The organism is Tigheibacillus halophilus (assembly GCF_042683165.1).
Lineage (GTDB): Bacteria > Bacillota > Bacilli > Bacillales > Amphibacillaceae > Tigheibacillus > Tigheibacillus halophilus.
This window is the reverse complement of record NZ_JBHUIZ010000015.1, coordinates 442,801-467,470: the sequence shown is the minus strand read 5'-3', so window position 1 is coordinate 467,470 and position 24,670 is coordinate 442,801. Positions and strand designations below refer to the sequence as shown.

At 42.6% G+C, this 24,670-nt stretch carries 17 protein-coding genes; 1 reads left to right on the top strand and 16 read right to left on the bottom strand.

The window, feature by feature from the left end; all coding sequences use genetic code 11:
• Positions 1–457: 457 nt before the first annotated feature.
• Together ACFSMW_RS17890 and nagZ are read right to left on the bottom strand one after the other, a co-directional pair.
• A complete protein-coding gene (locus tag ACFSMW_RS17890; RefSeq protein ID WP_390357662.1) occupies positions 458–1,054 on the bottom strand; it encodes a superoxide dismutase family protein in 597 nt (198 codons plus the stop codon).
• 182 nt (positions 1,055–1,236) lie between these two features.
• Positions 1,237–2,451, bottom strand: a complete 1,215-nt coding sequence (gene nagZ / locus ACFSMW_RS17885; protein WP_390357661.1) for a beta-N-acetylhexosaminidase — start codon at positions 2,449–2,451, stop codon at positions 1,237–1,239.
• Between the two features lie 344 nt (positions 2,452–2,795).
• Between nagZ and ACFSMW_RS17880 the strand changes: the two genes are divergently transcribed.
• Positions 2,796–4,178 carry a GntT/GntP/DsdX family permease gene (locus ACFSMW_RS17880; protein WP_390357660.1) on the top strand — a complete coding sequence of 461 codons (1,383 nt, stop codon included), beginning with the start codon at positions 2,796–2,798 and terminating at the stop codon, positions 4,176–4,178.
• Between the two features lie 158 nt (positions 4,179–4,336).
• Here the strand turns inward: ACFSMW_RS17880 and ACFSMW_RS17875 are convergent, their stop codons facing one another.
• From ACFSMW_RS17875 to xylA, 14 genes are all read right to left on the bottom strand, one after another.
• On the bottom strand, positions 4,337–4,723 hold the full coding sequence (locus ACFSMW_RS17875; RefSeq protein ID WP_390357659.1) for a TIGR02328 family protein: 387 nt from the start codon (positions 4,721–4,723) through the stop codon (positions 4,337–4,339).
• A 176-nt stretch (positions 4,724–4,899) separates the two neighbouring features.
• Positions 4,900–6,387, bottom strand: coding sequence for a sodium:solute symporter family protein (locus tag ACFSMW_RS17870; RefSeq protein WP_390357658.1), 1,488 nt, complete (start codon positions 6,385–6,387; stop codon positions 4,900–4,902).
• Positions 6,384–6,632: a hypothetical protein gene (locus tag ACFSMW_RS17865; RefSeq protein WP_390357657.1), complete on the bottom strand. Its 249-nt coding sequence runs from the start codon at positions 6,630–6,632 to the stop codon at positions 6,384–6,386. Before ACFSMW_RS17865 ends, ACFSMW_RS17870 begins: the two co-directional genes overlap by 4 nt.
• 157 nt (positions 6,633–6,789) lie before the next feature.
• Positions 6,790–6,936, bottom strand: coding sequence for a hypothetical protein (locus ACFSMW_RS17860; RefSeq protein WP_390357656.1), 147 nt, complete (start codon positions 6,934–6,936; stop codon positions 6,790–6,792).
• 2 nt (positions 6,937–6,938) lie between these two features.
• Positions 6,939–12,044, bottom strand: a complete 5,106-nt coding sequence (locus ACFSMW_RS17855; RefSeq protein WP_390357655.1) for a GH92 family glycosyl hydrolase — start codon at positions 12,042–12,044, stop codon at positions 6,939–6,941.
• Positions 12,045–12,260: 216 nt separating this feature from the next.
• Positions 12,261–13,454 carry an ROK family protein gene (locus tag ACFSMW_RS17850; protein ID WP_390357654.1) on the bottom strand — a complete coding sequence of 398 codons (1,194 nt, stop codon included), beginning with the start codon at positions 13,452–13,454 and terminating at the stop codon, positions 12,261–12,263.
• 230 nt (positions 13,455–13,684) lie between these two features.
• Positions 13,685–14,668 carry a formamidase gene (locus ACFSMW_RS17845; protein WP_390357653.1) on the bottom strand — a complete coding sequence of 328 codons (984 nt, stop codon included), beginning with the start codon at positions 14,666–14,668 and terminating at the stop codon, positions 13,685–13,687.
• A 123-nt stretch (positions 14,669–14,791) separates the two neighbouring features.
• Positions 14,792–16,012, bottom strand: a complete 1,221-nt coding sequence (locus ACFSMW_RS17840) for an amidohydrolase family protein (RefSeq protein ID WP_390357678.1) — start codon at positions 16,010–16,012, stop codon at positions 14,792–14,794.
• A gap of 175 nt (positions 16,013–16,187) precedes the next feature.
• The gene (locus tag ACFSMW_RS17835) at positions 16,188–16,784 is read right to left on the bottom strand and encodes a class I SAM-dependent methyltransferase (protein ID WP_390357652.1); all 597 of its coding nucleotides are present in this window, start codon (positions 16,782–16,784) and stop codon (positions 16,188–16,190) included.
• Positions 16,785–17,045: 261 nt separating this feature from the next.
• Positions 17,046–18,398, bottom strand: coding sequence for a hypothetical protein (locus ACFSMW_RS17830; protein WP_390357651.1), 1,353 nt, complete (start codon positions 18,396–18,398; stop codon positions 17,046–17,048).
• 72 nt (positions 18,399–18,470) lie between these two features.
• Entirely contained in the window at positions 18,471–19,913 is a 1,443-nt protein-coding gene (locus ACFSMW_RS17825) for a M81 family metallopeptidase (RefSeq protein WP_390357650.1), read from the bottom strand.
• Between the two features lie 61 nt (positions 19,914–19,974).
• The gene (locus ACFSMW_RS17820; RefSeq protein ID WP_390357649.1) at positions 19,975–21,357 is read right to left on the bottom strand and encodes an MFS transporter; all 1,383 of its coding nucleotides are present in this window, start codon (positions 21,355–21,357) and stop codon (positions 19,975–19,977) included.
• A 393-nt stretch (positions 21,358–21,750) separates the two neighbouring features.
• Complete coding sequence (xylB, locus tag ACFSMW_RS17815) at positions 21,751–23,256, bottom strand: xylulokinase (RefSeq protein ID WP_390357648.1); 1,506 nt, start codon at positions 23,254–23,256, stop codon at positions 21,751–21,753.
• Positions 23,257–23,280: 24 nt separating this feature from the next.
• Positions 23,281–24,606, bottom strand: a complete 1,326-nt coding sequence (gene xylA, locus ACFSMW_RS17810; protein WP_390357647.1) for a xylose isomerase — start codon at positions 24,604–24,606, stop codon at positions 23,281–23,283.
• Positions 24,607–24,670: the final 64 nt, after the last annotated feature.

The following is a 24,670-nucleotide window of genomic DNA, read 5'->3' as shown; positions in this document are numbered from 1 at the left end:
CCGCCAGCGTTCGTCCTGAGCCAAGATCAAACTCTCCAAAAAAGTGTTGTTTCTTAGCTGCTTGCTTTATTGAAAAAACAGGGTTGTTTTTTCAATTTCCATTCGATGACTTGCATCGAATTCGCTTGACATACTGGTCGTTTTGTTCAGTTTTCAAAGAACGAATTTCTTGTTAATTGCTCTTAATCAGCAACTTTTTCATTATATCAAACTCAACAGATAAAGTCAATTGTTTTTTTATGATTTTTTCCTTCACTGTGAAAGAAGAGATATCACAAAAGCAACTTAATAAATATAGCACATTCCATTTTATTATGTCAATAGAGTAATAGAAAATAAAAGTTTGTTCTATTAAAAGCTCTTCTTAAGTTACCTTGAAGATGCTTAAAAGAGCTCGCCCCCCTAAAACAATGAAGGGGAGCATCAACTCTTAAACTATCATTTCTTCCTGTATATTTTATTTACTGATGACACCGCAGGCTAATCGGTCCCCTGCATCTCCGGCTGGCTGTGACTTCCCATCGTCAGCTCCTTCATGAATGACAAGAGAAGTTCCTCCTTTTCTTAACAAGGAATTCTTTTCACCTTTTTTCAAAGTCACGTTTTCTGCCAAATATGACTCTTTTATTTTTCCATTTTCACCCACAACAATGTTCGGCAAATCTCCAGCATGTGGTCCTTCTTTTTGATCAAATCCATGTTTCATATTATCCGGATTGAAATGTCCACCTGCTGATTCATAATCTGGTGCCTCACACATTCCTTTTTCATGGATGTGAAACGCATGAGTACCCTTCGGCAAATCGTGTCCATCTAATACTACCTCTACACCATCTTGTTTTTCTTTCAATGTGACAGTGCCCACTGGCTTTTTGTCGCTGTCCTTCAATTTCACTTCCAGTTGATCATCAGCCTTTTGTTGATCCTCTAATGTATTGTCGCTGGCTTCCTTATCTTTTTTTTGGTTTTCAGACTCATCACCTGAATTACCACTACAAGCTGCAACGATCAGCATGACAGCTAACAGTATCAATAGAAAGAAACTTCGCTTCATCTCCCATCCTCCTTCATGTATTTATTAGTCATTTGCCGCATAGACACATTCCTAAACATTTTTTTGTGCCGAAGAGAAGATTTCGCATTCTGCTGTCGCAACCCGATTTCCATTCTATTGAACTGCATTACATACACCAATCAACAGTTGCTATGTCAGCAGTTTTCATGTTCCAGCCTGCTTTACTTATTCAGTTCCTTTACGTCAATTTCATTCACTTGCTTATCATCTATACCGTAGTCCAGCTTCAACTGGATGATCCTTTCCACGCTTTTCTCTATCTGTTCCTCGGAAATATCTCCTCTCTGAATAGCAGTTTTCACTTGTTTGATGGCAGAAGTGACATTATCATGTCCGTGAGCAATCAGGACAATATCGCTGCCCGCTTGGACTGATTTGACTGCAGCATCTCCAATATCATAATGATTGGTGACCGCCTTCATCGTCATGTCGTCTGTGATCACTACCCCGTTATAACCAAGTTTTTTTCGGAGAATATCTGTGATCACTGTTCTGGACATGGATGATGGCAGGGTCGCTCCGATATTTGGCAGCAGTATATGTGCCACCAGTACGGCATCTGCACCTTGTGCGATTGCTTGCTGAAAAGGTATTAACTCGAGTTCAGATAGTTCTCGAAGATTCTTATCCACTTTCGGCAACTGCTCGTGTGAATCAACAGAGGTGTCACCATGGCCAGGAAAATGCTTAATTACCGGAATGACTTGCTCTGCCTTGATTCCTTTCATCGTTCGAATGCCCAACTTGCTTACGACATCTTGATCATCTCCAAAGGAGCGATCGCCAATGACTGGGTTATTTGGATTGCTGTTGATATCCATGACAGGAGCAAAATCGAGATTCATCCCGAACGCTCTGGTTTGCCTTCCAAGCTTCCTGCCAATTGTATAAGAATATGCTGGATCATCCCGCTTGCCAATCGTTTGATTATCAGGCAGCCTGCTTAAGCCAGGCAATCTGCTGACAGCTCCACCTTCTTGATCGACGCTCATAAACAGTGGATAAGGATTATCTTTATTCTCCTGTTTGAGACGATTGACGAGCTGTATACTCTGTTTTGGGGTTTCTAAATTGTCCGAGTAAAAGATAAACCCACCCACCTTATAATCATGTATCAAAGATCGTGTCTGCTCATCAACTTTTGTTCCAGGAATGCCTGCAATAATCATTTGACCAATTTTTTCATTGAGTGTCATGTGATGAATCGCATATCTCAAAGAAAAATCTTGCCGCTCATCCTTCTTCTTTACCAAAAAATCCTTTGTAACGTGGTTCGCTGCCTGATGTTCCTTGCTGCCACCATTTCGCAATAGAAAAACAGATGCAATGACCAGCAACATACACACAACAAGCACCAACAGTATCTTTTTCATCATCTAATTCCTCCATTTCGATTGTAGAAACGATACTGTACTAAAAGCAATGGAGCAGAAATACACATCAGAAAGCTCCATACACAACAGATCGAATATGGTGGTTAAAGCTAGTATTCCCTTTATCGTCTGTGCTAACCTTCTTCCGGTTTCAGTTTCAATATTTTTCTAATATATTGCATATATGATATGATTTTTAAAAATAGTAATCAGAGCTGCTTTGTCACTAAGGCAATGCTTCCTGACCTCTGAAGCAAGCAGATATTCATCTTAGGAAGTTTTTATGTTCCAATAATACGGCAACACTGACCGACAACCGTTTTAACTTTGGAAAGGGGACATGTTTCATGACTGGACATGACACGCAACTACTCATTATTACAGTATGCGGCATACTGCTGCTCATCGCGCTGATTACCTCCAAATTACATATGCATCCGCTCGTCGCTTTATTGATCGTATCCGTGGGAGTGGGACTGGCTTCCGGACTTAACCTGGATAAAATTGCAGAGTCAATTGAAAATGGCGCTGGGTCTACGCTTGGCGAAACAGGTCTCACCGTAGCCCTTGGTGCCATGCTTGGTAAGCTTCTGGCAGATTCCGGTGCCAGCGAGCGTATTGCTTCCGTGATACTGCGTGGCTCTGGCCACAAAAGTCTGCCTTGGCTCATGGCATTAGCTGCATTTATTATTGGCATCCCAATGTTTTTCGAAGTTGGTCTGATCATGTTACTGCCTCTCATTTTCACAGTGGCAAAGAAATTGGAAGTACACGGAAGCGTGAAGGGCTCTCCTTATATTGCCATCGGAATTCCTGTTATTGCAGCCTTGGCTACCATGCATGGGATGGTGCCGCCGCACCCCGGTCCTCTGATTGCGATTTCAGCGTTTCATGCAAATTTGAGTATGACCATGATTTATGGTTTCATTTGTGCAGTTCCTGCTGTGGTCCTTGCAGGTCCCATTTATAGTAAATTTATCACACCTACAATGACAGTGAAACCAGACAAAGATTTATTGGATCAGTATTCGCCACAGACGGAAACAAACAATGATACACCATCCATACCGATCACTACTGCGTTTGCCGCCATTCTGATTCCAGTTTTAATGATGTTATTGCATGCGGTTGCAGGAACTTTTTTCTCTGAAAAGAGTGTATTTTATAAAGTAGCTGCATTCGTTGGTAATCCTGTCATTGCGATGCTTATCGGTGTACTGGCCGCTATCATCATGCTTGGGTACGCGCGCGGGACAAATACAAAAACCATTCGCGATTCATTAGGGACGAGTTTAAAACCAATTGCTGGGATATTGTTGATTATTGCCGGAGGGGGTGCATTTGGAGAAGTATTGAAGGATTCAGGTGTTGGTGATGCCATTGTCCATTTAGCCTCTGGTTTCTCTCTGTCAGCCATCACATTGGGATGGGTGGTTGCAGCACTTTTATCTGTATCGACAGGGTCTGCAACAGTAGGCATCGTCGGATCAACCAGTCTTTTGGCACCGCTGGTGGCTGCTGATCCAAGTATTAACACAGCTCTGTTAACAGTGGCAGTGGGCTCCGGATCGTTATTCTTCAACTATGCTAACCATGGCGGTTTCTGGTTGGTCAAGGAATCCTTCGGCATGTCTATGGGCGAGACATTTAAAACCATTACCATCGTCCAATCCATCGTGGGATTAGTCGGCTTGGCAATGACGCTGCTTCTGAACTTCATTGTAGGGTGAAAGCTTAAAATCAGGCTAAATGATCCAGATTTCCTTGTGTTGAAGATAGCACCGACACGCATTCGTCTTTTGAATAAAAAAAGGTGCTGAACCACAGGAACTGACCTTAAAAGCTCAATAATACGACAAATGCCCAAACGTTCCTCCCGTTTAGGCGTTTATCGTGTCGGCTGGATATCGATTCCTTTGTCACGCAAGTTCTCGAGGCACTCGCTTAGATACGCATTATCATGTTCTGGGTAAATATAGTGGTCATTTGAGCTGTCTGTCTCACCACTTGGTATATTTTCATATGGCGGACAATTTTTACCCCGGTAGGCAGGATCTTCCCAAAGTGGATCGGCACGATACCCGCGCTTTTTCATCTCCTCCATCACTTTCTGGTGGTAAAGAAATAATTTATATGGGGAATGCTCAAAAACATAATTCACAGTTTTATGTTTTTTATTCCAGCTGAGTCCCCTTAGCGCGCAACACTCCCTGTGTTGCCCAAGCAACTGCTGGCGCGGCAAATCGTGGATTATTCTCTCATGCCATAATCGCATCAGAACACCTCTTTTTCCCTCTAGCCTCGTTGATATGTATGACATTTTACTTCCTTCTTTATATTCATTCCCTAACAGGATGTAATAACACAAAAACATGCCAACTGGTTCTCCTTTTGAAGTAACAGGGGAACCAGTTTTCTCATTTCTTTTATATAATATAAGTAAATTTCCATTTAGGATATTTCCTTCCCCAACAACGTTGTCTCCCGTTCGGAAACTTTAAAGACATAGCTTAGACCGACACATAGAATGAAATTGACAAACAACCCCCACAATCCGCTGGCGATACCAAGAGGCTGCAAACCGGCAAACGCCATCGCCGATGCAATGACCGTGCCCGCCAGCATACCCGTAAATAGCGCGTATCGATGCAGCTGTTTCCAGTACAGACCCAGTAAAAATGCCGGGGCAATTTGGATCAACAATTCAAATTTCAGAATGAAAATTCGATACAAGGTAGCCGGTGGATACCATGCGATAAGAAGTAAGACGATTACCATCGCGACCCCGGTCAGCTTACCAACCAAAATTTGCTTTTGATCATCTGCTTCCTTATTGATATAACGAGCATAAATATCTTTAGAAATCACTGATGACAACGTGAGCAGAACCGAATCTGCAGTGGAAATAATCGCGGCAATGATTCCGCCAAATAAGACGACCATGGCCCAATAAAAGAAGGAATTCTGCATGGCGATATGGTTGGCCATCATCCCTACAAGCTGTTCAGACGCTCCTTCACTCAGGCCGGGAAAAGCCTGAATACCAATGATTCCAATCACGAAAACAAAACCGGATGTAATAAAAGGCATCCATGCCATCCATGACAAAGAGTTTTTCAAAGACCTTTCGCTTTTCGCGGCAAATATCCGTTGTATGGCGTGGGGATAGATAGCGGCTCCGATAGTGACTAGAATGAGCATACTGAACCAGCCTACTACCCCGTGGCTATCTGGTACACCTAGCTTCTCAGGAGAGACAGTTGCAGCATAATCCGTTGCATTCGGAACCCCGCCGAAATAAATCATTGATCCGATCAACAGCACAGTTACACCAACAAGCAATGCTATTCCCTGCAAAGTATCTGTATAAGCTACAGAACGCATACCGCCAAGCCATCCATAAATAATCATGATCGTGACAAAAAATACAACAGCAGCCTGATATGGCACTGTTCCACCTGTCAATCCACTGACTCCATGCCCAATAGCTACAATTTGCTCCAGCAGGTAGTTACACAGCCCATACAACATCAACAGGGAAGCAAGCAATGTGACTCCCTTCGATTTAAATCGTTTCTGTATGTAGTCAGAAGGTGTAATGAAATGGTGCTTCTTACTTAATACATACAGCCTTGGGGCAAATAATAAATAACCCATGACGATCAAAATGAAAAATGTAACGGATTGAAGCCAGAAAAAACCCATCCGATAAGCTGTGGGGGCGTAGCCGACTACTGTGTTCCCACTGTATTGGGTAGCAAAAAAAGTGAAGAAAAGCACAAATACGCTTAGGCTTCCGCCACCAAGATAAAATTCTTTATTAGATTGATGAAGCCCTTTATTTTTCCAATAGGTGACAAAACCGATGACCAGCATCAAAAAACCATAAATGAGCATGATGATAATGCCGGAGGTTCCTGAAAAAGCCAGTTCTTTCACTGTTCTTCTCCCTCCTCCCACATCTCGTCCTCATCCGTCATATGCCAGCAGTTTCTCAAAATATAACTTAAAGCAGCGGATATGATCAAGGAGATACCGATAATGATCCATGCCCAATAAGGAACCCCAAATATAAGCGGCTCATAAGATCCGGTTGGTAAATACCATGGGACACTCAAAACAAAAAGCCCAACTAAAACTACCCAAATTTTCCAATTTTTTATTGGTTCTTTCTTCTGTTTCATTTTATACCTCCTCTAGTAGTGGCATTCCGGAAGTGAATGGAATAAACCTTCCCATAATTAAGATATTTCAAATATAATTTAAAGACTACTTTATTAAAATTCATCCTTCATGTCAATCCAAAAACTGCCAATTTCACATAAAATATACCCAATTGCCTTATGACTGTTTTTCTGGATTAATTTGATATTTTTTTAACACGATCATATCTGGTTCGATTACATCTATTTTGCTATATGTCAATTTAGCGATCACACCAAATAGCCCCTGTGAATTAAATTCATCAGGGGCTATGCTATCTGCCATTTTTATTGCCATTTCCAAATCAAATAATCTGTATTCGCTTTTAAAGCATTGTATGCCTCTTTAGTAATTAACTCATTTTTTTCCTGCTGATCCAGCAACACATGGAATCCCTTTAAATGCTTGATGACTTTTTCCACTTCGCCCTTCTTAGCGAAACGTTCCACAGCCACCAGATGCATATTCAGAGCTTGCGCTGCTCCATGATTGGAGAAAGCACCTTCATTCTCGAAACGATCGATTAGTATTTTCATGTCGGCAATATCTTCAGGTGAAGAATATTTCACGGACATGGAAAAAATATGAATCTCTCCTTGATCGATTGTATCTGCATCCGGAAGTGTGATACTCTCTACCATTTTATCGGCTTCCAATGGAACAGAAGTGTAAAACAAATAGTTCTTCGTATTATTCTGGCCAGATTGACTATTTCGATACGGCATAGATGCAACAATTTCGTTATCCTTCTCCGGGTTTTTTGCATCTCCATTCAGGGTCCAATCACTAAAACCGAGCTGGAACTTCTGAACCGTCCCGTCAATATATTGAATGGTTCCTGTTCCTTTGGAAGGGCCATGTGAAGCCGCACCCAGGAAACTTAGTATCGGGCCATTGCCCATTAAAGCGATGGTTTGACCACTAGCCAACACATTGTCAGGAGTGTTTGGTTGCACATTTGGCCATTTGAAATCCACTCCGCCATGGGACACAGTACCCCCTGGTATGATTTCAGCCTCCTTCAATGCCTGATTGGAGTAGCTATAGCCAACCAAATCAAAGTTTGCGTTTGGATTCGTATCCTTACTGATTCCACTGTTATTAAAAAACGGGAGGAGATTACCCGGTTTAGCAACATCAATTCTCAATTGCATATCCGGCCATTTTTCCGTACCACTTGTCAATTGAACCGGAACAGTATACATACCTTCTGCCATATCTCGGGATGCCTTTAAATGAAGTGTAGCTGTTTCGGATTTTCCTCCGTCCACGGTTAATGTTCCTGTTTCAGGCGACACACTCAGTCCCTTAGGAGTGGACACACTCCATTTGACCTCCTTCTGCTTATCGGTTGTATTTTTCACACCCCATGTAAAGGTTGTGTCGCTTCCAGGCTGTACAACGATCCTTTGCTCTGGTACAAAACCAATGATTGGGGCTGTTTCATATTGATGGCCCAGCAATTCCATTTCTGCCAATGAAGTAGCGGAAGATCCGCCATTATCGGTAATTTCCAATTTATAATAGGCGTATTTGTCAGGATTCTCAATATGAAATGGCCTGGTATAATTACGCCACTTAAATGTCTCGTCAGTTCTCTTATCCAACACTGACCACTTCTTCCCGTCATCGGAGCCTTTTAAGACCCAGCTTTTTGGATCAGACGCTGGACCGTCTTGTGAGGACGTCAACGTGTACATCTGTACCTTTTGCTTTCCTTCCTTAAATTGATATTGAATAGAGGGCGTTCGACTCTTTACACTCCAGCGACTTTTCGATGTGTTATCAAATAATTGTTTTGCATCTCCTTCTTCACTGTCCTTCGCAATCCCCTTGTCTTCCTTTATTAAATGATCGGTCAAATCTTTCAATGGTTCCGGTACAGATGCGGCTCCATCTTCCGAGCTTGGGGTTATTGACTGTGGCAATGCATCCTTGCCAGTTCCCCATTTGGAAGGCTTGGGGCCCATTTCGAATTCCAAGGTTGCGCCATCGGCAATATCCTGATGATCAAGGGTCAACTTGTCATACGGTTTACCATTCAGCTTCATACTTTGAATATATTTGTTTTTGTCACTGACATGAGGTGCCTTGATCACAATATCTTTGCCGTTCTCTAAATGAATCGTCATTTTTTCGAAATAAGGTGCTCCAATTGCGTAAGAGGGAGTCCCCATTCGGAGGGGATAAAAACCTGCTGCACTGAAAATATACCACGCAGACATTTCTCCGTTATCTTCATCCCCTGCATAACCCTGACCGATTTCACTTCCAATATAAAGCCGTGACAAAACTTCGCGGATCTTATCCTGTGTTTTCCATGGTTGCCCAGCATAATCATACATGTAAGCAACATGATGGACAGGCTGATTACTATGAGCATACATCCCCATTCGTACATCTCTGGCCTCACGCATTTCATGAATCAAATACCCTTCAGGATGTTTAGCAGTTTCCGGAGTGGAGAAAAATTTGTCCAATTTTTCAGCTAATGCTTTTCTTCCTCCATAAAGGTTGGCCAATCCCTGACCATCATGTGGAGCATCGAAAGCCATTCCCCAGGCATTCGTTTCAGTGTAGTCCCCGCCCCAGTCTCGCGGATCATATTTATCAGGGGTTTCACGCCATTCTCCGGAAGACTTTCTGCCCATGAAGAAATCTACTTCGGGATTGAACATATTCACATAGTCCTGTGCCCGGTTAATATAGTACTTGTAATTGTCGTTGTATTGTTTTTGGTTCGTATCATCCTCGCCGGTTTCTTCTGCTAATTTTTTAGAAATATTAGCTATCGCAAAATCATTGAGGTAACCTGCCATAGCCCAGGACATCCCTTGGCCTGTATCTGTATTAGTATAACCATCAAAAATAGAGGTGGAAAGGCCTTTTCTTCCTGTTCCCGAATCCGGACTTACCACAGAAGCATCTTTAATAGCCGCTTTGTAAAAGCTTTGGACATCGAAGTTTGTTACACCTTTCAAATAAGCATCCGCAAAGGCAACGTCCGCACTTGTGCCAGTCATTAAATCAGCGTAACCTGGCGAAGACCATCTGGAAATCCAGCCGCCATCCCTGTATTGTTGCACAAAGCCATCAATCATTTCTCCAGCCTCTTTAGGTGACAAAAGCGTGTATGCCGGCCAAGCTGTCCGGTACGTATCCCAAAATCCATTGTTGACATAAGGCTTGCCTTTGACAATCTTTGCACCTGTTTGAGTTGCAGTTGATTTTCCTTCAGCCTCCGAAAAGGCACTTGCATATCTGTAATCCGGCTCTTCGGTTGTTCCAACATTTTCATACATCTTATTTGGGTAAAGATGGAGACGGTACATGTTGGAATACAGCGTTACAAGCTCATCTTCAGTTGCTCCCTCCACCTCAATTTTTCTCAATTTGCGCTTCCATTCTTCTTGGGCCCTATCCTTGACAGATGCAAACGTATCTTTCGCATGGATTTCCTGTTTCAAATTTTTCTTAGCTTGTTCCATACCGATCAATGATGTCGCAATTTTCATCGTAACGGTTCTGTCCCCCTTGGAGGTTTGGAAACCGAAGTAACCGCCGACATTATCGCGACCCTCACCAGTTAACTCTCCACTATCCGCCACGGGTTTATCAAAGGTAGCATAGACAAACATCCTTGTAGCTCCAGTAGATAAACCACTTTTCACATCGGTATATCCTTGTATGCTTTGCTTATCCGGATTGAGTGTCAAACCGCCATCATTGTTGACATTATCAAAAATCAAGCTGGATTGATCCTCAGTAAAAGTGAAGCGGAACATAGCCGCATGATTGGTTGGTGTAATTTCCGTTTTTATACCGTTCTCAAAGGTTACCCTGTAATAATCAGGTTTTGCAACCTCATTCGAATGTTTGAAAGATAATGCACGTTTCTCCCGATTTTGGGAGGGGTTATCTGAGCCAGATGGCATCACCTGGAACGTTTGCCGGTCTCCCATCCAGGGACTCGGTTCATGGCTAAGTGAAAAAGCCTGAATTTCCGGAAGGTTGTCTGCATTGTTTCCCTGCTGGTAACTATAAAGCCAATTTGAACCTGCATCCGTTGCAGGCGTCCAGAAATTGAATCCATGCGGTACTGCAACTGCTGGGATATTGTTCCCTCTTGAAAAGGTGCCATTGGCGTTTGTCCCTCTGAGCGTATTCACGTAGTCGACTTCACTAGCGTACTTTTTAGGTTTCTGCTTGTCATCTATTTTGATGTCATCAATGCTGCCCCTAAACTGACCAGGTCCTTTCGGATTATCATACGCAATCAAAATTCTTTTGATCTTCTTACCTGCTGCAACCTTTCCAATATCAGATATACGATAGTTCCATTGATTAGGATATAATGTATTGGATTCTCCTTGTGCCTTTGGAGTCAATTCCATCCTATGTTGATCTTTTGCATGAAGGTCACTTAAATAAGTGCCGTCACTAAATGCTAAATCAATAGATACGTAGGTACTGGCATAACCCGTCTCATCCTTATCCGCAAACTCCGGATGGATATAATACGACAGCTTCGTATCTGCAGTCACATCGATGTCGACATCATACAGTTTATTGTAGGAATATGCCCTATCTTTTTTTAGATGTGTTCCTTGATACGTCAATGCCTTTTTCCCTGTCCAGCCGACATGTGTTTTTGCAGTGTAGCTGCTCGTCGGACCATTTCCAGCGTGAGATTTCATTGGTGAAGGAGGCGGCGGCGGGACGTCTACACCGTTTGATAGCGCGATCTCCGCTAGCTGGGTCAACTTTTCACCGGCGTTTTTCGTAATATCAAATCGATAGTAAGTAAATTTCTTATCATTTTTGAATGCAAACGTTTTTCTTTGAAATCGTTTTTCAAACTGTACACTACTCCGCGTATCCAATTTTGTCCAATTTTCACCATCATTCGACCCGTAAAACGTCCAATCTGCCGGATCTCTCCCTTGTGAATCATTGGCGGAAGTAAAAGCATATTTTACTACAGCCTCAGGCTTTGACATCTTCATGGTAATCACAGCTGTATTTTTATGCGAAAGCCATTTGGTCTGATCATTTCTATCAATCAAATTAGAATCGATTTCATTTGGAGGGTTATTCTCATCTGCATGAATCGTTTCTACTTGATCCGTGATATCTCCCTGAATGGTGTCGTAGGCGATATTCCCATCTACTCCCGAGGCTTTCTCCTCCCCATCAGGTGCGGTTTCTACTGCATCCTCCCATGTCGGTTGTAAATCATCTTTTTCAAAAGACGTAAAAAAATCCGTGTGAAAGGAATCTTCATTTGTTTTGGCTGCTGCTGATGCTCTGTTTTCAGGTACAGAAGGCATCGAAACCAAGCCAAGTACAAGACAAACAATGCTTGACAACACATATATACGTGACATTTTCATGAGCTGCACCCCTTTATAATTTCATGCCATTACGTTTAGCAAGATTGATGTGTTATCCTGATGATTTCATAGACATCTTTCCCACTTATCGTCTGTAGAAGCTCTCCTATCCTGAAATTTTGCTTTTACTGATTTTACCTGATTACCACAAATTTCATTTCGTTTAATTGAATCCGCTTTCATTTATAACCAATCTCTTTTCCTAGCCGCATTACTTTAAAGGTCTTTTATAAAAAAACGATGGATTACCAACGCTGCCGCACCCGAGACCACTCCGCTATTCAAATCGGTTACCACAACTTTCACATCCTTCCCTTTTGAACCCAGTACACGCGTTTTCATGGTCTCGGTTACTTCTTTGTGAAACAGCGGGTGAGATGTACCTACTTTTCCTCCAAGAATGACTACATTTGGGGCAAATAAATTAATAAGATTCGCTATGCCAGCCCCAAACAATTGCCCCGTTTCTTTTAGTACTTGTTGAGCCAGGCCAAAGCCTTCATCAACTGCCTGCAGTACATCCTCGAAATTCAAGTGCTCGATGCGTTTCGTAAAAGGATGCTGGTTATCTGTGGGCAAGTGTCTTAGACTGTTTTGAAACTTGTCTATGATAGCTGGAATGGAGACAAAATTTTCCAGGCAGCCATAATTTCCACAAGCACATCTTTTTCCAAAGACATCAATGGTAGAATGTCCGATTTCCCCTGCTTCTCCATACCTCCCTCTATAAATGTCATTATTGATAATCAACCCGCTCCCCACACCAACATCGGCATGTACATAAGCAAAGTTGGCAATCCCTTTTCCTTGTCCGAACCATTTCTCCGCAAGTGCTGCAACATTTGCGTCATTGTCTATCGTAACCGGAAAATCTAATTGTTCTTCCAACATTTCCTTCATTGGGATGTCTGTCTCCCCATAAAAATTGGGAGGAGAAATCCGCCCATCTTCCAATTCATTCAGCGGTCCAGGCACACCTATGCCAACTCCAAGAATAAGAGAACGTTCTATACCGGTATCTGCCAAAACCTTATCTACAGTCTTTTTCACTTTAAGAACAATTTCATCAATGGCTTCATCGGACCTTGTTTCTTTCGTTGTAAATGAAAGGAGATCTCCATTCATATTCGTTAAGGCGACTTTGATATCCGATCTGCCAATCTCAACACCAACTGCATAGGAACAACTCTCATTAAAGGTGAGCAGAATGGGGCGTCTTCCGCCGGTTGACGTACCCAAACCTTGTTCGTGTAAAATATTTGCGCTTATCAGCTTTTCTATAATGCGTGTCATTGTCGGTTGCGGAATAGCCATGTGATTGGAAATGTCCACTCGTGAGCTTGGCCCCTTTTCCCTAACAAATTGAACTACTTTTTTTATGTTTGTATTATTTTGATAGCTAATGCCCAATATCTTCCACCTATTTCCATTAATTTCGAATTATGTATATTTTAAGCCAGAAGCTACTTTATTTCAATATGAAATTAACTAAATAGATGAATTTTTTCGATAAAGTTTAAAATATGTTCCTGCATTAAAATAGTGTGGCAAGGGAACTGTGCCGCACCCCTTGCCACACTATATAAATTGTAATCAGCTATTTTGATTTTCCACCAACCAGACTTTTCCTTGCACTTCATTCATTTTTTCCGCGGGGCATCATATCCATATGCTTGGCCGTCCTTATGGACTATTTCATTTTCCCATGGAAGGTGATAGCTGCCACTTTGGAGGTCTTGCATATAGGTATAGGGTGCATCGGTTATCCCGCCCTTCACAGCGACATACCCCCGGTGTCCAAGCTGATAAATGTTATTTTCCACAGCCCAGTTCCTTCTAGCTTCTAAGACAAGGTCAGGCCTTACTTCTCCAGTGATAAGATCATCAGGACGGTCACTTCCTTCTACCAAGGGTACACCATCAAATCCGACAATCATGCCTTCTCCCATCGAATCATTCGTGCCATCACTGCCGCACATAGCGACGGAAGCTGTATACGCCAGATTGCAAAAAGCGTTAGCCTGATTCGTTATCCGCCAAGAGTGTCGGATTGGCCGGGTATATCCCGCCGTCCGCAAAATGATATCTGCTCCTTTGTATGCCAATTCTCGACTCACTTCAGGAAACATGCCATCGTGGCATATCGCCAGTCCAAGTGTGCTGCCATTCGGGCCTTCACAGACCGGCAGCCCCATGTCACCTGGTTCCCATGGCTCCACCGGAACCCAGGGATGCAATTTACGATATTTCAAGGTGATTTTTCCGGTATGATTGATAATTAATCCGGTATTATATGGATTTCCATCAGGATTATATTCCATGATGGAGAAACAACCCCATATATTATTTTCCGCACAAACTGTTTGCAGCTGTTCGACTTCCGGTCCATCCATCCGGCACATGATTTCTTCATTCATGTCCATAGAAAGCCCGTGCAGCATGTATTCAGGAAAAACAACCAGATCTATTGGTGCAGCAAAACGTTTCGCCTTTCGCACCATGTCACAAACTTTTTCCGTTTGTTTCAGTAAATCATCTTTTGTTTCTACTACCGGCAGCTGCAATTGGACTAATCCAAGCCCAACGCCATTCGGTGACTTATTCAATCCGCCCAATCCGCTCATACAATCCATCCTCCCCGTTAACATTCTATCCATCTTCATTTCCACTTTTACGACAGGAATAAACACATCGCTGCTCACTTTCAGAGTTGCAGCTTAGCTTACAGATAAGTATTTCCTTTAGCCCTATTCGCCATAAACTTTCACTTCTTTGGTCGTTTCCACAGTCACCACGCCATTTTTGATGACAACCAATCTTGTTGGCAGATCTATGACAGCCTCTGTGACAGATTTGGTATCAAGGAGCACAACATCGGCTGGATTTCCAGGCGCGATGCCATAATTCCGGATGCCAAGCGCACGTGCTGGGTTGCTCGTGATCATCGGCAGCACAGTCGGCAGATCGTCTGCTCCACCTAAATGCGCTGTGGGAATGGCAAGCATGGCGGTTTGCATGATATCGCCTGTCCCGTATGGCGTGAAAGCATTACGGATGTTATTCGTAGCAATACACATGTTGACGCCTCCATCACGTAATTGCCGGATGGGCGTCACTGCACGTCTTACTGTATGTTCGTCTTGCCGTCCGCCGAGATGCAAATCAGTCGCAGGCAGACTCATGACGCTGATACCCGCGCGGGCTATTTGTTCAATGATTGGCTGCAGCTGCTTGGGGGGGAGTGCTGCCAAAGTAGTCAGATGACCGACTGACACACATCCTTCCAACCCTTCAGCAATGGTTTTTTCGCACAGATAAGAAATCGTCATACTGTCCGCTTCATCGTTAAAATCCTGATGAAGGTCAATCGGCTTACCATATGTTTTCGCCAGTTCGAAAACAATGTTGATATGTTCCTTAGGCAAACTGTCATTGTATGGAATGCCACCTACCACATCTGCCCCCTTCTCCAACGCCTCATACATCATTTTTTCCGTCCCAGGCTTTTGAAGTATACCCTCTTGAGGAAAAGCTACTATCTGTATGTCCACCAAATCACGATATTTTTCTTTCAATTCCATAATGGTATCAAAGCCTGTAAAACCTTGCTCAGGGTCGAATTCTGCATGTGTACGGATATGCGTGATACCATGTTTGATAAGCATTTCCAACGTTTTTTCAGCCCGCCTCATGATATCTTCTTTTGTAAAAGTAGGTTTCAATTTGGCAGTCACTTGGATCGCCTCCTGCAACGTACCTGATTTATTCGGTTCGCGATCAGCAATCAGCGCCTTATCCAGATGAATGTGACTTTCCACCAGCCCTGGAATCAATACATTGCCGTTGGCTTCTATCACCTGCTCAGCCTCTTTTTTGATCTCCTCTTCAATCGCTATAATTTTCCCATTTTCAATCGCTATATCTTTTAATGGTTCGCCATCCTTTAGTCTTGCCTGCTTAATCAGCATATCCACATCCAATGCCTCTTTTCTTCTTTATTGAGTGTTTTTTGATTTTACGCCAGCAATCTGCTCGGAAAAATATGGCTCAAGATATAAACTTCACTGAAGCTTCCCCCATTATGACAAGACAAGGCAGCAAAACATTTTCTACTAAAGATCACCAATGTTGTAATGACCTAGATCAGTTCTTTTCATTGATACATATTATCGTTAAAAAAAGGCCTTTAAAATGCTGTTCCACTTTCTGAATGGACATGCCCGCCTTTTTTACCATGTCTAATGTATCACGATTCAAATGACACCCATCACAAATTTTTTTCCAAAACGGAGTGAGTAAATCCTGCATTTTTCCCAGTAAATTGTGTTTCATTCTGACATGCTCAAAAAGGAAGATGTCAGCTTCTGGCTTAGCAACCCGTTTGATTTCTTGCAATGCTTTCTCAGGTTCAGGAATGGTACAAAAAACAAGTGTCGCTACGATGGCATCAAATGTATCGTCAGCAAACGGGAGTTTCTCTGCTTGTGCTGCATAGGATTTAATCGGAACTGCCGAGCCGTCTATCCGTTTATGTAATCTTATGTGCATCCCGGGGTCAGGTTCAATTGCATCGACCTGTGTTGCACGCGTATAAAAAGGAAAGTTGACTCCTGTACCAGAACCGATTTCGAGAACTCTGCCAGATGCTTTTCCCACTAGCGCTGACCTGATCCTTTTAAATTTGGTTCGTTCAAGCGGCAGCATTGCCAGGTCATAAAATCTCGGAAACCAGTAACCCATTTAATACACCTGCCTCAAAGGTATCAAAATAAATAGAAGGATTAAGTTAATGCCTCTATCATTTAGCTGTACTGTTGAAAACTGATTTAACTGTTTTTTTAAAGTATATCAACAATGAGAAGTATAGAGCAAAAAAGAAACGGCCGTTGCTCCCTCTTATTTTTAACATGGTATCCATACCATTCCAGCAGATACGTGAATATAAGCGAAAAAGCCCACTATAAAATAAGTGAGCTTCTATAACCTATATCCGTCATGCCGCTACTTTTGCGTCAGCATTTTATCAGGGGACAGCCAGAATGGTTGAAAACAGCCTGGATTTGAAGATAGTGGCAATAAACTATCATCTATGGCGAGCCCGATTTCATTCTTTAGGAATAGCCTTCTCTGTCTGATACGCTCCCAAACTTCTGGATATGTTGCCTTCAATTGGTCCTGTAATGCTTTGTCAGCAAAGACCACGCTGTCTTCACAGTTTACTGCCTTGCCAACAGATAAGGGGGCGGGGATAATATCCAGCTGCATACCCATTCCTGACTGGATCTCCTCTTCACTATTTGGCCGGACCAGCGTATGCATCCACTCATCTGTGCTTGTAAGATGGCCCGGATTGAGAGCAGGCCTTAACCCTCCTTCAGCAAGAACATTCGACACCTTTTCAAATAGTGTGCCACCTGACATGCCGATGGCTGCGTTCTCATACCAAGTACTCACTCCTTTAAAGTACGGTTTAGCTAAGTTCTTCAGAAAAGCTTCGTCCTCTTCAGCGACTAAGCCAGCTCTACAGCTTAATCCTCCCCAATAACCAACTGCTGTAGTCACTCCATCACCCAGTGCAATCTTCTTTGAGGTAGGACTTGACAGACCAATGATCGTATCTTTGCCAGCTGAAAACATCACATGCGCAGTCAGCGGCTCTCCTGCATAGCCCATATTGGAAACAGCTTGAAATTCGGTCATACCTGTTTTTAGACCTTCAATGATCTTCATGACTGCCAAGGAGGAACGAGAAGCGCCAAACTCCAGACTTACTATCTCTTCCACTTCATTGTAGGCTCTTATACCCTTGGAAGGATGCATGAGTATCTCTGTGACATCACTTGTTGGACATTCTACTACACTGCGGATACATTCCACTATCATTGCTGGAACGAAGATCGTGGATGAACCAGTTATTTTTTCATTTTCTTCAAGATATTTCCATCCACAGATACCTACTTGATCGTTCTTCTCCAACCCGATATCTTTGAGTATATGATCCAACCTTGGAGCCTGGCTGCGGTCCTGTCCCATTAAACTAAATGACTGGCATAATAATACTTCCGTGTTTATTTTCGCGCGGGCACTGTAATCATAACCTTCATTACCCACTAATAAATATTTGACTTTATTCGGGCCCATAATAAGAAGCGCTTCTTCAAACCTTGGGTCAAAACCGCTTAAATAAAACAAATTCCCGAAATGCTCTCTGTCTCCATATACAATCAGCCACTTAGCGGCTGCGGCTTCGTAAGCTTTATTACATCGTTCTTCATATACGCTTGATGGTATCACCGGGACGTCTTGCGGTATCCCAAAATCCGGTATCTCGATATCTCTAAGTTCTAATTTCATCTGTCTGCTCTCCTCTATGCATTGTTATAGGTGTTCCTCTTTAAAATTTCCCTGAGACGCTACATAACACGTTTATTTAAGCATTGTTTCCTTTTCAAAAGGATAAGAAGGACGAGGTATATGTTTAAACTCTAACTCCTCAATCAATTGATATGTCGCACCCGGAGTTAATGCCAGGATGTCAAGTTCGGACATAGCACTCAATTCATCAAATAGATAGCCTTGTTTGACGACGACGATGTCATATTCGCTGATATCCAAACCTGCAGCTTCGAAATGTCCGATTGTAATGAAAGATTCACCGCTATTGGCTATGACAAGATCAATATTGCCGATGGATATCGTGCAAACTTCGCCAACCTTGTCAGTTGTGGCACCTAAGTATCCCATCAAGTCGCCTTTTGCTTTCACAACACCATGGATAGGGACACCCTTACTATGTTCGTCGTGCTCGGCGCCAACTTTTAAATCGATTTGATCTCCTACTTGCTGTTCTTTGCATTTTTCAAAGGCATCTTTGTCGTAGATCGCAGCAATACATACCTTTTTGTCGCGTGGATTATCATCTAACAACATTTCCAATAATACTGTGTTTACCCCGACTGCTCCACCGGTTGTATTATCACCAGAGTCAGAAATGAAAACAGGGCGTAATTCCGATGATAAGGCTGTCTGGATAGCCTCGTCTGGTTCTAATGCTTCCGCATCAAAATCGAATTCATGTCTTTTATCATAAACGAATTCCGCTAGTTCCCGGGCTTTCTCTTCAGCCAAATCCGCATATTGCTCGCTTGCTGGCACTACTACCACCGAGGCAGCTAAATTTTCTGTATCGGCCCATGAAAATCCGATAAAAAAAGAAGCTGTAGCAATTCCTTCCAGTTGTTCCATTTCATCTAATTTGTTGAAAATTGATTTTAAGGGATCCACAGCACCCAACGCTGTTTCCCCGCCTATGATCATTGGCAATCTCAAAAAGGCAGGTTTCACCTTCGTGTTCTTTTCCAGCATTTCCAATAGCAGCCGTGCTGTTATAATCTCTGTTTCTGGCTGATCCACATGCGGTACCGTCCGGTAAGCACGTATGATATTTACATAGTTTGTTAGATCCTTTGCATTATTTCCATGAATATCCAGTGCCAAAGAGATAGGTATCTCTTTCCCGACTATCTCTCTTATTTCTTTTAGCAGCTGCAACTCGCCAGACCCAATTCCTTCCACTGTCATCGAGCCATGAAGATGAAGCCAAATACCATCGATATCCGTTTCATTCTTGATAACGTGCAGCATTTTATCTGCAAAATATCTATAAGCATCTTTCGTTACTATGCCAGAGGATAACCCGAATGCATGAATACTTGGAACGATATCGACGTTCGCTTCACGAAATACCTGTGTACTGGCCACCCTGTCCAATATTTTTTCCCCTTCCACAAGAACAAAATCTTCTTTGTTTGTGACAAAGGGATTGAATGTATTTGATTCATGATATAATCCACCAACAATGATTTTCATTTTCTCACCTCAAATATTTTTTTGTATTGCTCATGATGTGTATTTCACTGTCTGCAGCAACTCATTCAACCATCTTTCTTGCTTCCAGTTCTTCAATGATTTTTGGATGGAACTTATCCAATTTATAAAAAATGAGTGTAATCGCTTGCAGCAGAGTTAAAAAAATTGGGACACCAAATGTCAAAATCCGCATCACATTTTTAGCTTGTTCGGTTACCGCATCCGGGTCATAGCCTACCCAGCCTAATACATAAGCTACCAACGCTGAGCCAATGGCAACACCGAATTTCAAAGCAAAGCTGTACCCTGAGAAAAGCAGACCTTCCACTCTGTCGCCAAATTTCCACTCGTGATAGTCGATGGAATCCCCTAGCATGGTTAAGTTGGCTGGATCGCCAAACCCTGTAAAAATATTTGCAATGAAAAACAATGTTGCAAAAAGAATGGTCGATTCCCCGCCTAGCATGAAAAGGAAAACAAAAATGATTGTTGCCAGGGTATACATGATAATACTAGTATTCCTGCTGCCCCATTTTTTGAGGGCAAACAAGGCAAGAATAGCGCCCACGAAATTAGCTAAATTCAATAATGTTAAGTACAGGGGAATGGTTCCTGGCCGTTCAAGGTAATAATTCACATAATAAATCAAGGCGGCATTCATCATTCCCATCCTTAGAAACCATAGGATGGTGCTTATTGCGATGATCACCCAGTACTTGTTTTTAAGCATATCCAACGCAGATTTTCTTACAGGAGACTGCTGTTTTGGCGTGATGCTTGGCGCAACCCGTTCCTGACAATTTTTAAACGTCACCATGAACAATACTACCGCTATTAATGAATATATTCCCATAGTGATGGGAAACCCGATTTGTTGGTTGCCATTGCCTAGATAGTTCGCCAATGGCAATGTGCAAGCGGAAACAATAATCGCCCCAATTGTTCGTCCCATCCCACGATAACTGTTCAACTCGCCTTTTTCTCCTGAATCTCTGGTCATTCTTGTCATTAATGCACCATACGGCAAGTTAATTGCTGTATACACCATTCCTAGAAGGGTATATGTCACGTAGGCATATATCAATTTCCCTGTTGCTGAAAAATCGGGTGTGATGAATGTCAGCACACCTATGATTGCTAAAGGAACAGAGAGATACAATAAGTAAGGTCTTGTCTTCCCGTGCTTACTTTTCGTTTTATCTATGATAACGCCCATAATCGGATCGTTAATCGCATCCCACAACCTGGTGATCAAAAAAAGCGTGCCTGCTGCTGCTGCCGTGATCCCGAAAATATCCGTGTAGAAAAAAAGCAGGTAACTTGTGACGATTCCCCATACAAAATTGGAAGCGATATCCCCTACACCATAGCTTAACTTTTCTTTGATACTCAGCTTTTCTGAACCACCGGCAATCTCTTCACTTGGATTTAACATTTCGCTCATCGTATTTATCCCTCTTCTGCTTTAGTATAAATTTTAATCACGAGAGTATCTGGTTGTTAAAAATCCTTTACCACACCTTTGTTTAATAGATATACACAAATGTATGAAACCGCCTCCTTATCGAGTGTGAATTCGCTTCAAAATGTGTAATTACTAATCTATTTTTGTGTTACCACTCCTTTTTAAAGCAGAATATAAACACTATCTTTGTTTAAACTATAAACAAAGTGTAGTGGATTATGAAACCGTTGTCAATAATTTTAATATTTCTTATTGAGGAAATAACCGTATAATCACCTAAGATTTTGAGAAAGGGAAATTCATCGATTGCTTGCGTCATAGAGGAATTTCCCTTTCAACTTCAATACAATAACTTGTTACCCAGCCCGCCAACTACTTCCGAAATGCCGCAAGTTCCTGATTAAGTGACCGTGTCGCTGTATATATTTGCTTGTACAAACGGAATAATTTTTTATAACTATCCACATGTTCTTTCATCGGGAAGTATATTTTTTGCACCTGAAGAGATTCGAATGTATCAGCGCATTGTTTTAATGAAGAGAACCATCCGGCGCCATAGGCAGCCAGCATGGCAGCTCCCATTCCTGGGCCCTGCTCACTTTGCAGCTTCACAACCTTCGCATCAAAAACGTCAGCTTGCATTTGCAGCCAGGTTTCATTCTTGGCCCCACCGCCAATCGAGATGATAGTGTCTATCCGCTTACCATGATCCCTGAATATTTCCAGCGATTCATTTAAAGAAAATGTGATACCTTCTATAACTGCGCGTGCGAAATGCTTTCTCTCATGCGAACGATCCATTCCAATAAAACTTCCCCGTATTGCTGCATCCACATGCGGTGTCCTCTCTCCGACAATATACGGCGTAAATAGCAGTCCCTGCGCTCCGATGGGGACATCTGCTGTCTCAGCCAGCAAATCATTAAAATTCTCATCCTGCGCGAACTTATCCTTAAACCAAGTCAGGCTATGCCCAGCTGCCAGTGTCACCCCCATGGAATAAAATGCATCCTGTACACCATGATTAAAAAAATGCACCTTCCCTTGGAAATCTTTGTCCCCGTTTCCTTCATATGTCAAAAGAACGCCTGATGTACCGATACTCGCCATCGTCATGCCTTCCTCAAGTATGCCGGCGCCAATTGCGCCACAAGCGTTATCTGCCCCGCCCGCAAAAACAATAGTATCAGTGGACAGCCCTGTCGCTTTTGCAATTTCCGCAGTGATTGCCCCCACACGTTCATGTGATTCCACCAATGGCGGGCATATGGCAATATCCAAATCAAGTAGATCACATATCTCTTTGCTCCAGCTTTTTTTATGGACATCCAAAAGAAGTGTGCCCGCAGCATCCGAATAATCTGTATGCAGATTTCCCGTGAGGCGATAGCGTAGATAGTCTTTCGGCAAGAGAAACGTCTTTACCCGTTCGAAAATATGCGGCTCATTATTTTTCACCCAAAGTATTTTTGGCAATGTGAACCCTTCAAGGGCCTCGTTTTTTGTGATAGCAAGCAAACGCTCTCTGCCGACCCGTGAATATATTTCATGGCATTCTTCTGTTGTACGCGTGTCATTCCACAGGATAGCATTTTTCAGCAGCTGATGATGCTCATCCAATAGTACCAAGCCGTGCATTTGTCCGGAAAATCCGATTCCTTGGATATCTGCTGGATTTCCGTCGAATTGACGAACCAGGTCAGCCACTCCCGCAATTGTCTGATCTACCCACGCTTCCGGTTCTTGTTCGCTGTGACCAGGTTTTTCTTGTATTAAGGGATAGGATTTTGATATTTCTTTGATTACTTCTCCTTTTTGATTGACGAGCAACAGTTTCACAGCGCTTGTGCCTAAATCGATTCCAATCATATATTTCATTGCGATCCCCCGCTTATTTTCCAATCATTTACCTGTATATGCGGTTAACAGATACTGATTTATCGTAGCCTTGATTCTTTCCAGCTTTCCGGATTCATTCTTGATATCAGACAGTCCAAACGCATATTCCTCCAGCTTATGGAAGTCAGCTTTTCCATCGACGATTTCCTTGCCGATACCCTCCGTATAGCTGCTGTAGCGGTTATGAACGACATTTTCCAATACATGATCATCCATCATTTTTTGTGCTACCTTCAACCCGACCGCAAAGCTGTCCATGCCAGCGATATGCGCGTGGAATAAGTCTTCCGGTTCAAATGATCCACGGCGGACTTTAGCATCAAAGTTAAGCCCTCCCCGGCCTAAACCGCCATTTTTCAAAATTTCGTACATGGCAAGCGTTGTGGCATATAAATCTGATGGAAATTCATCTGTATCCCATCCTAATAAAGGATGTCCCTGATTCGCATCCACAGAACCAAGCATATCATGAATTCGAGCGTATCTTAATTCGTGCTCAAATGTGTGTCCCGCCAAAGTCGCATGGTTCGCTTCGATATTGAATTTGAAAATATCCTGTAAACCATAGTTTTGCAGGAAGGCGTATCCACTCGCCACATCGAAATCGTATTGGTGGGAAGTTGGCTCCTTAGGCTTCGGTTCAATCAAGAATTGCGCATCAAAACCGATCTCTTTCGCATAAGCGGCGGCCATGTGGAAAAAACGTCCCAAATTGTCCATTTCCAGTTTCATATCTGTATTCAGAAGTGTTTCATAACCTTCACGTCCACCCCAGAACACATAATTTTCCGCACCCAATTCCTTGCCTACTTCCAATCCTTTTTTTACTTTTGCGGCGGCATAAGCAAAGACATCAGCATTGTTCGAAGACCCGGCACCATGTACAAAACGAGGATGGCTGAAGTTGTTTACTGTATTCCAGAGTAACTTCGTTTTGCTATTTTTCATATAGTCTTTTATCATTGCGACGATGACATCCAGATTTTGATTGGACTCCCGCAGTGTCTCTCCTTCCGGGGCAATATCCACATCATGGAAACAGAAATAAGGAACGTTCAGTTTTTCAAAAAACTCAAAAGCAGCTTCCACTCTTGCTTTTGCTAAATCCATCCCGGAAAATTTGTCCCAAGGCCGGATTGCTGTTCCTGTTCCGAAAGGATCTTTTAAATTTTCAGTGAAAGTATGCCAATAGGCAACACCGAATCGCAGTATCTCTTCCATTGTCCTATTGCCGATTTTCTCTTCGGGATTGTAAAATTTGAAAGCCAAAGGGTTTGTAGATGCAGGTCCCTCATATTTGATATGGTCTATATTCGCAAAGTAACGCATATGTAACTTCCTCCTCTTTTTCAACACTTTGTTTAATGATTAAACCAAGTTTAATATATTATGA

Excerpts from the sequence above, each read along its gene's own strand:
- xylB (WP_390357648.1), bottom strand. The coding sequence starts at position 23,256 with ATGAAATATATGATTGGAATCGATTTAGGCACAAGCGCTGTGAAACTG.
- xylA (WP_390357647.1), bottom strand. The coding sequence starts at position 24,606 with ATGCGTTACTTTGCGAATATAGACCATATCAAATATGAGGGACCTGCA.
- ACFSMW_RS17890 (WP_390357662.1), bottom strand. The coding sequence starts at position 1,054 with ATGAAGCGAAGTTTCTTTCTATTGATACTGTTAGCTGTCATGCTGATC.
- ACFSMW_RS17825 (WP_390357650.1), bottom strand. The coding sequence starts at position 19,913 with ATGAAAATCATTGTTGGTGGATTATATCATGAATCAAATACATTCAAT.
- ACFSMW_RS17855 (WP_390357655.1), bottom strand. The coding sequence starts at position 12,044 with ATGAAAATGTCACGTATATATGTGTTGTCAAGCATTGTTTGTCTTGTA.
- ACFSMW_RS17875 (WP_390357659.1), bottom strand. The coding sequence starts at position 4,723 with ATGCGATTATGGCATGAGAGAATAATCCACGATTTGCCGCGCCAGCAG.
- ACFSMW_RS17830 (WP_390357651.1), bottom strand. The coding sequence starts at position 18,398 with ATGAAATTAGAACTTAGAGATATCGAGATACCGGATTTTGGGATACCG.
- ACFSMW_RS17835 (WP_390357652.1), bottom strand. The coding sequence starts at position 16,784 with ATGGGTTACTGGTTTCCGAGATTTTATGACCTGGCAATGCTGCCGCTT.
- ACFSMW_RS17845 (WP_390357653.1), bottom strand. The coding sequence starts at position 14,668 with ATGAGCGGATTGGGCGGATTGAATAAGTCACCGAATGGCGTTGGGCTT.
- ACFSMW_RS17840 (WP_390357678.1), bottom strand. The coding sequence starts at position 16,012 with ATGCTGATTAAGCAGGCAAGACTAAAGGATGGCGAACCATTAAAAGAT.
- ACFSMW_RS17820 (WP_390357649.1), bottom strand. The coding sequence starts at position 21,357 with ATGAGCGAAATGTTAAATCCAAGTGAAGAGATTGCCGGTGGTTCAGAA.
- ACFSMW_RS17880 (WP_390357660.1), top strand. The coding sequence starts at position 2,796 with ATGACTGGACATGACACGCAACTACTCATTATTACAGTATGCGGCATA.
- ACFSMW_RS17860 (WP_390357656.1), bottom strand. The coding sequence starts at position 6,936 with ATGGCAGATAGCATAGCCCCTGATGAATTTAATTCACAGGGGCTATTT.
- ACFSMW_RS17865 (WP_390357657.1), bottom strand. The coding sequence starts at position 6,632 with ATGAAACAGAAGAAAGAACCAATAAAAAATTGGAAAATTTGGGTAGTT.
- nagZ (WP_390357661.1), bottom strand. The coding sequence starts at position 2,451 with ATGATGAAAAAGATACTGTTGGTGCTTGTTGTGTGTATGTTGCTGGTC.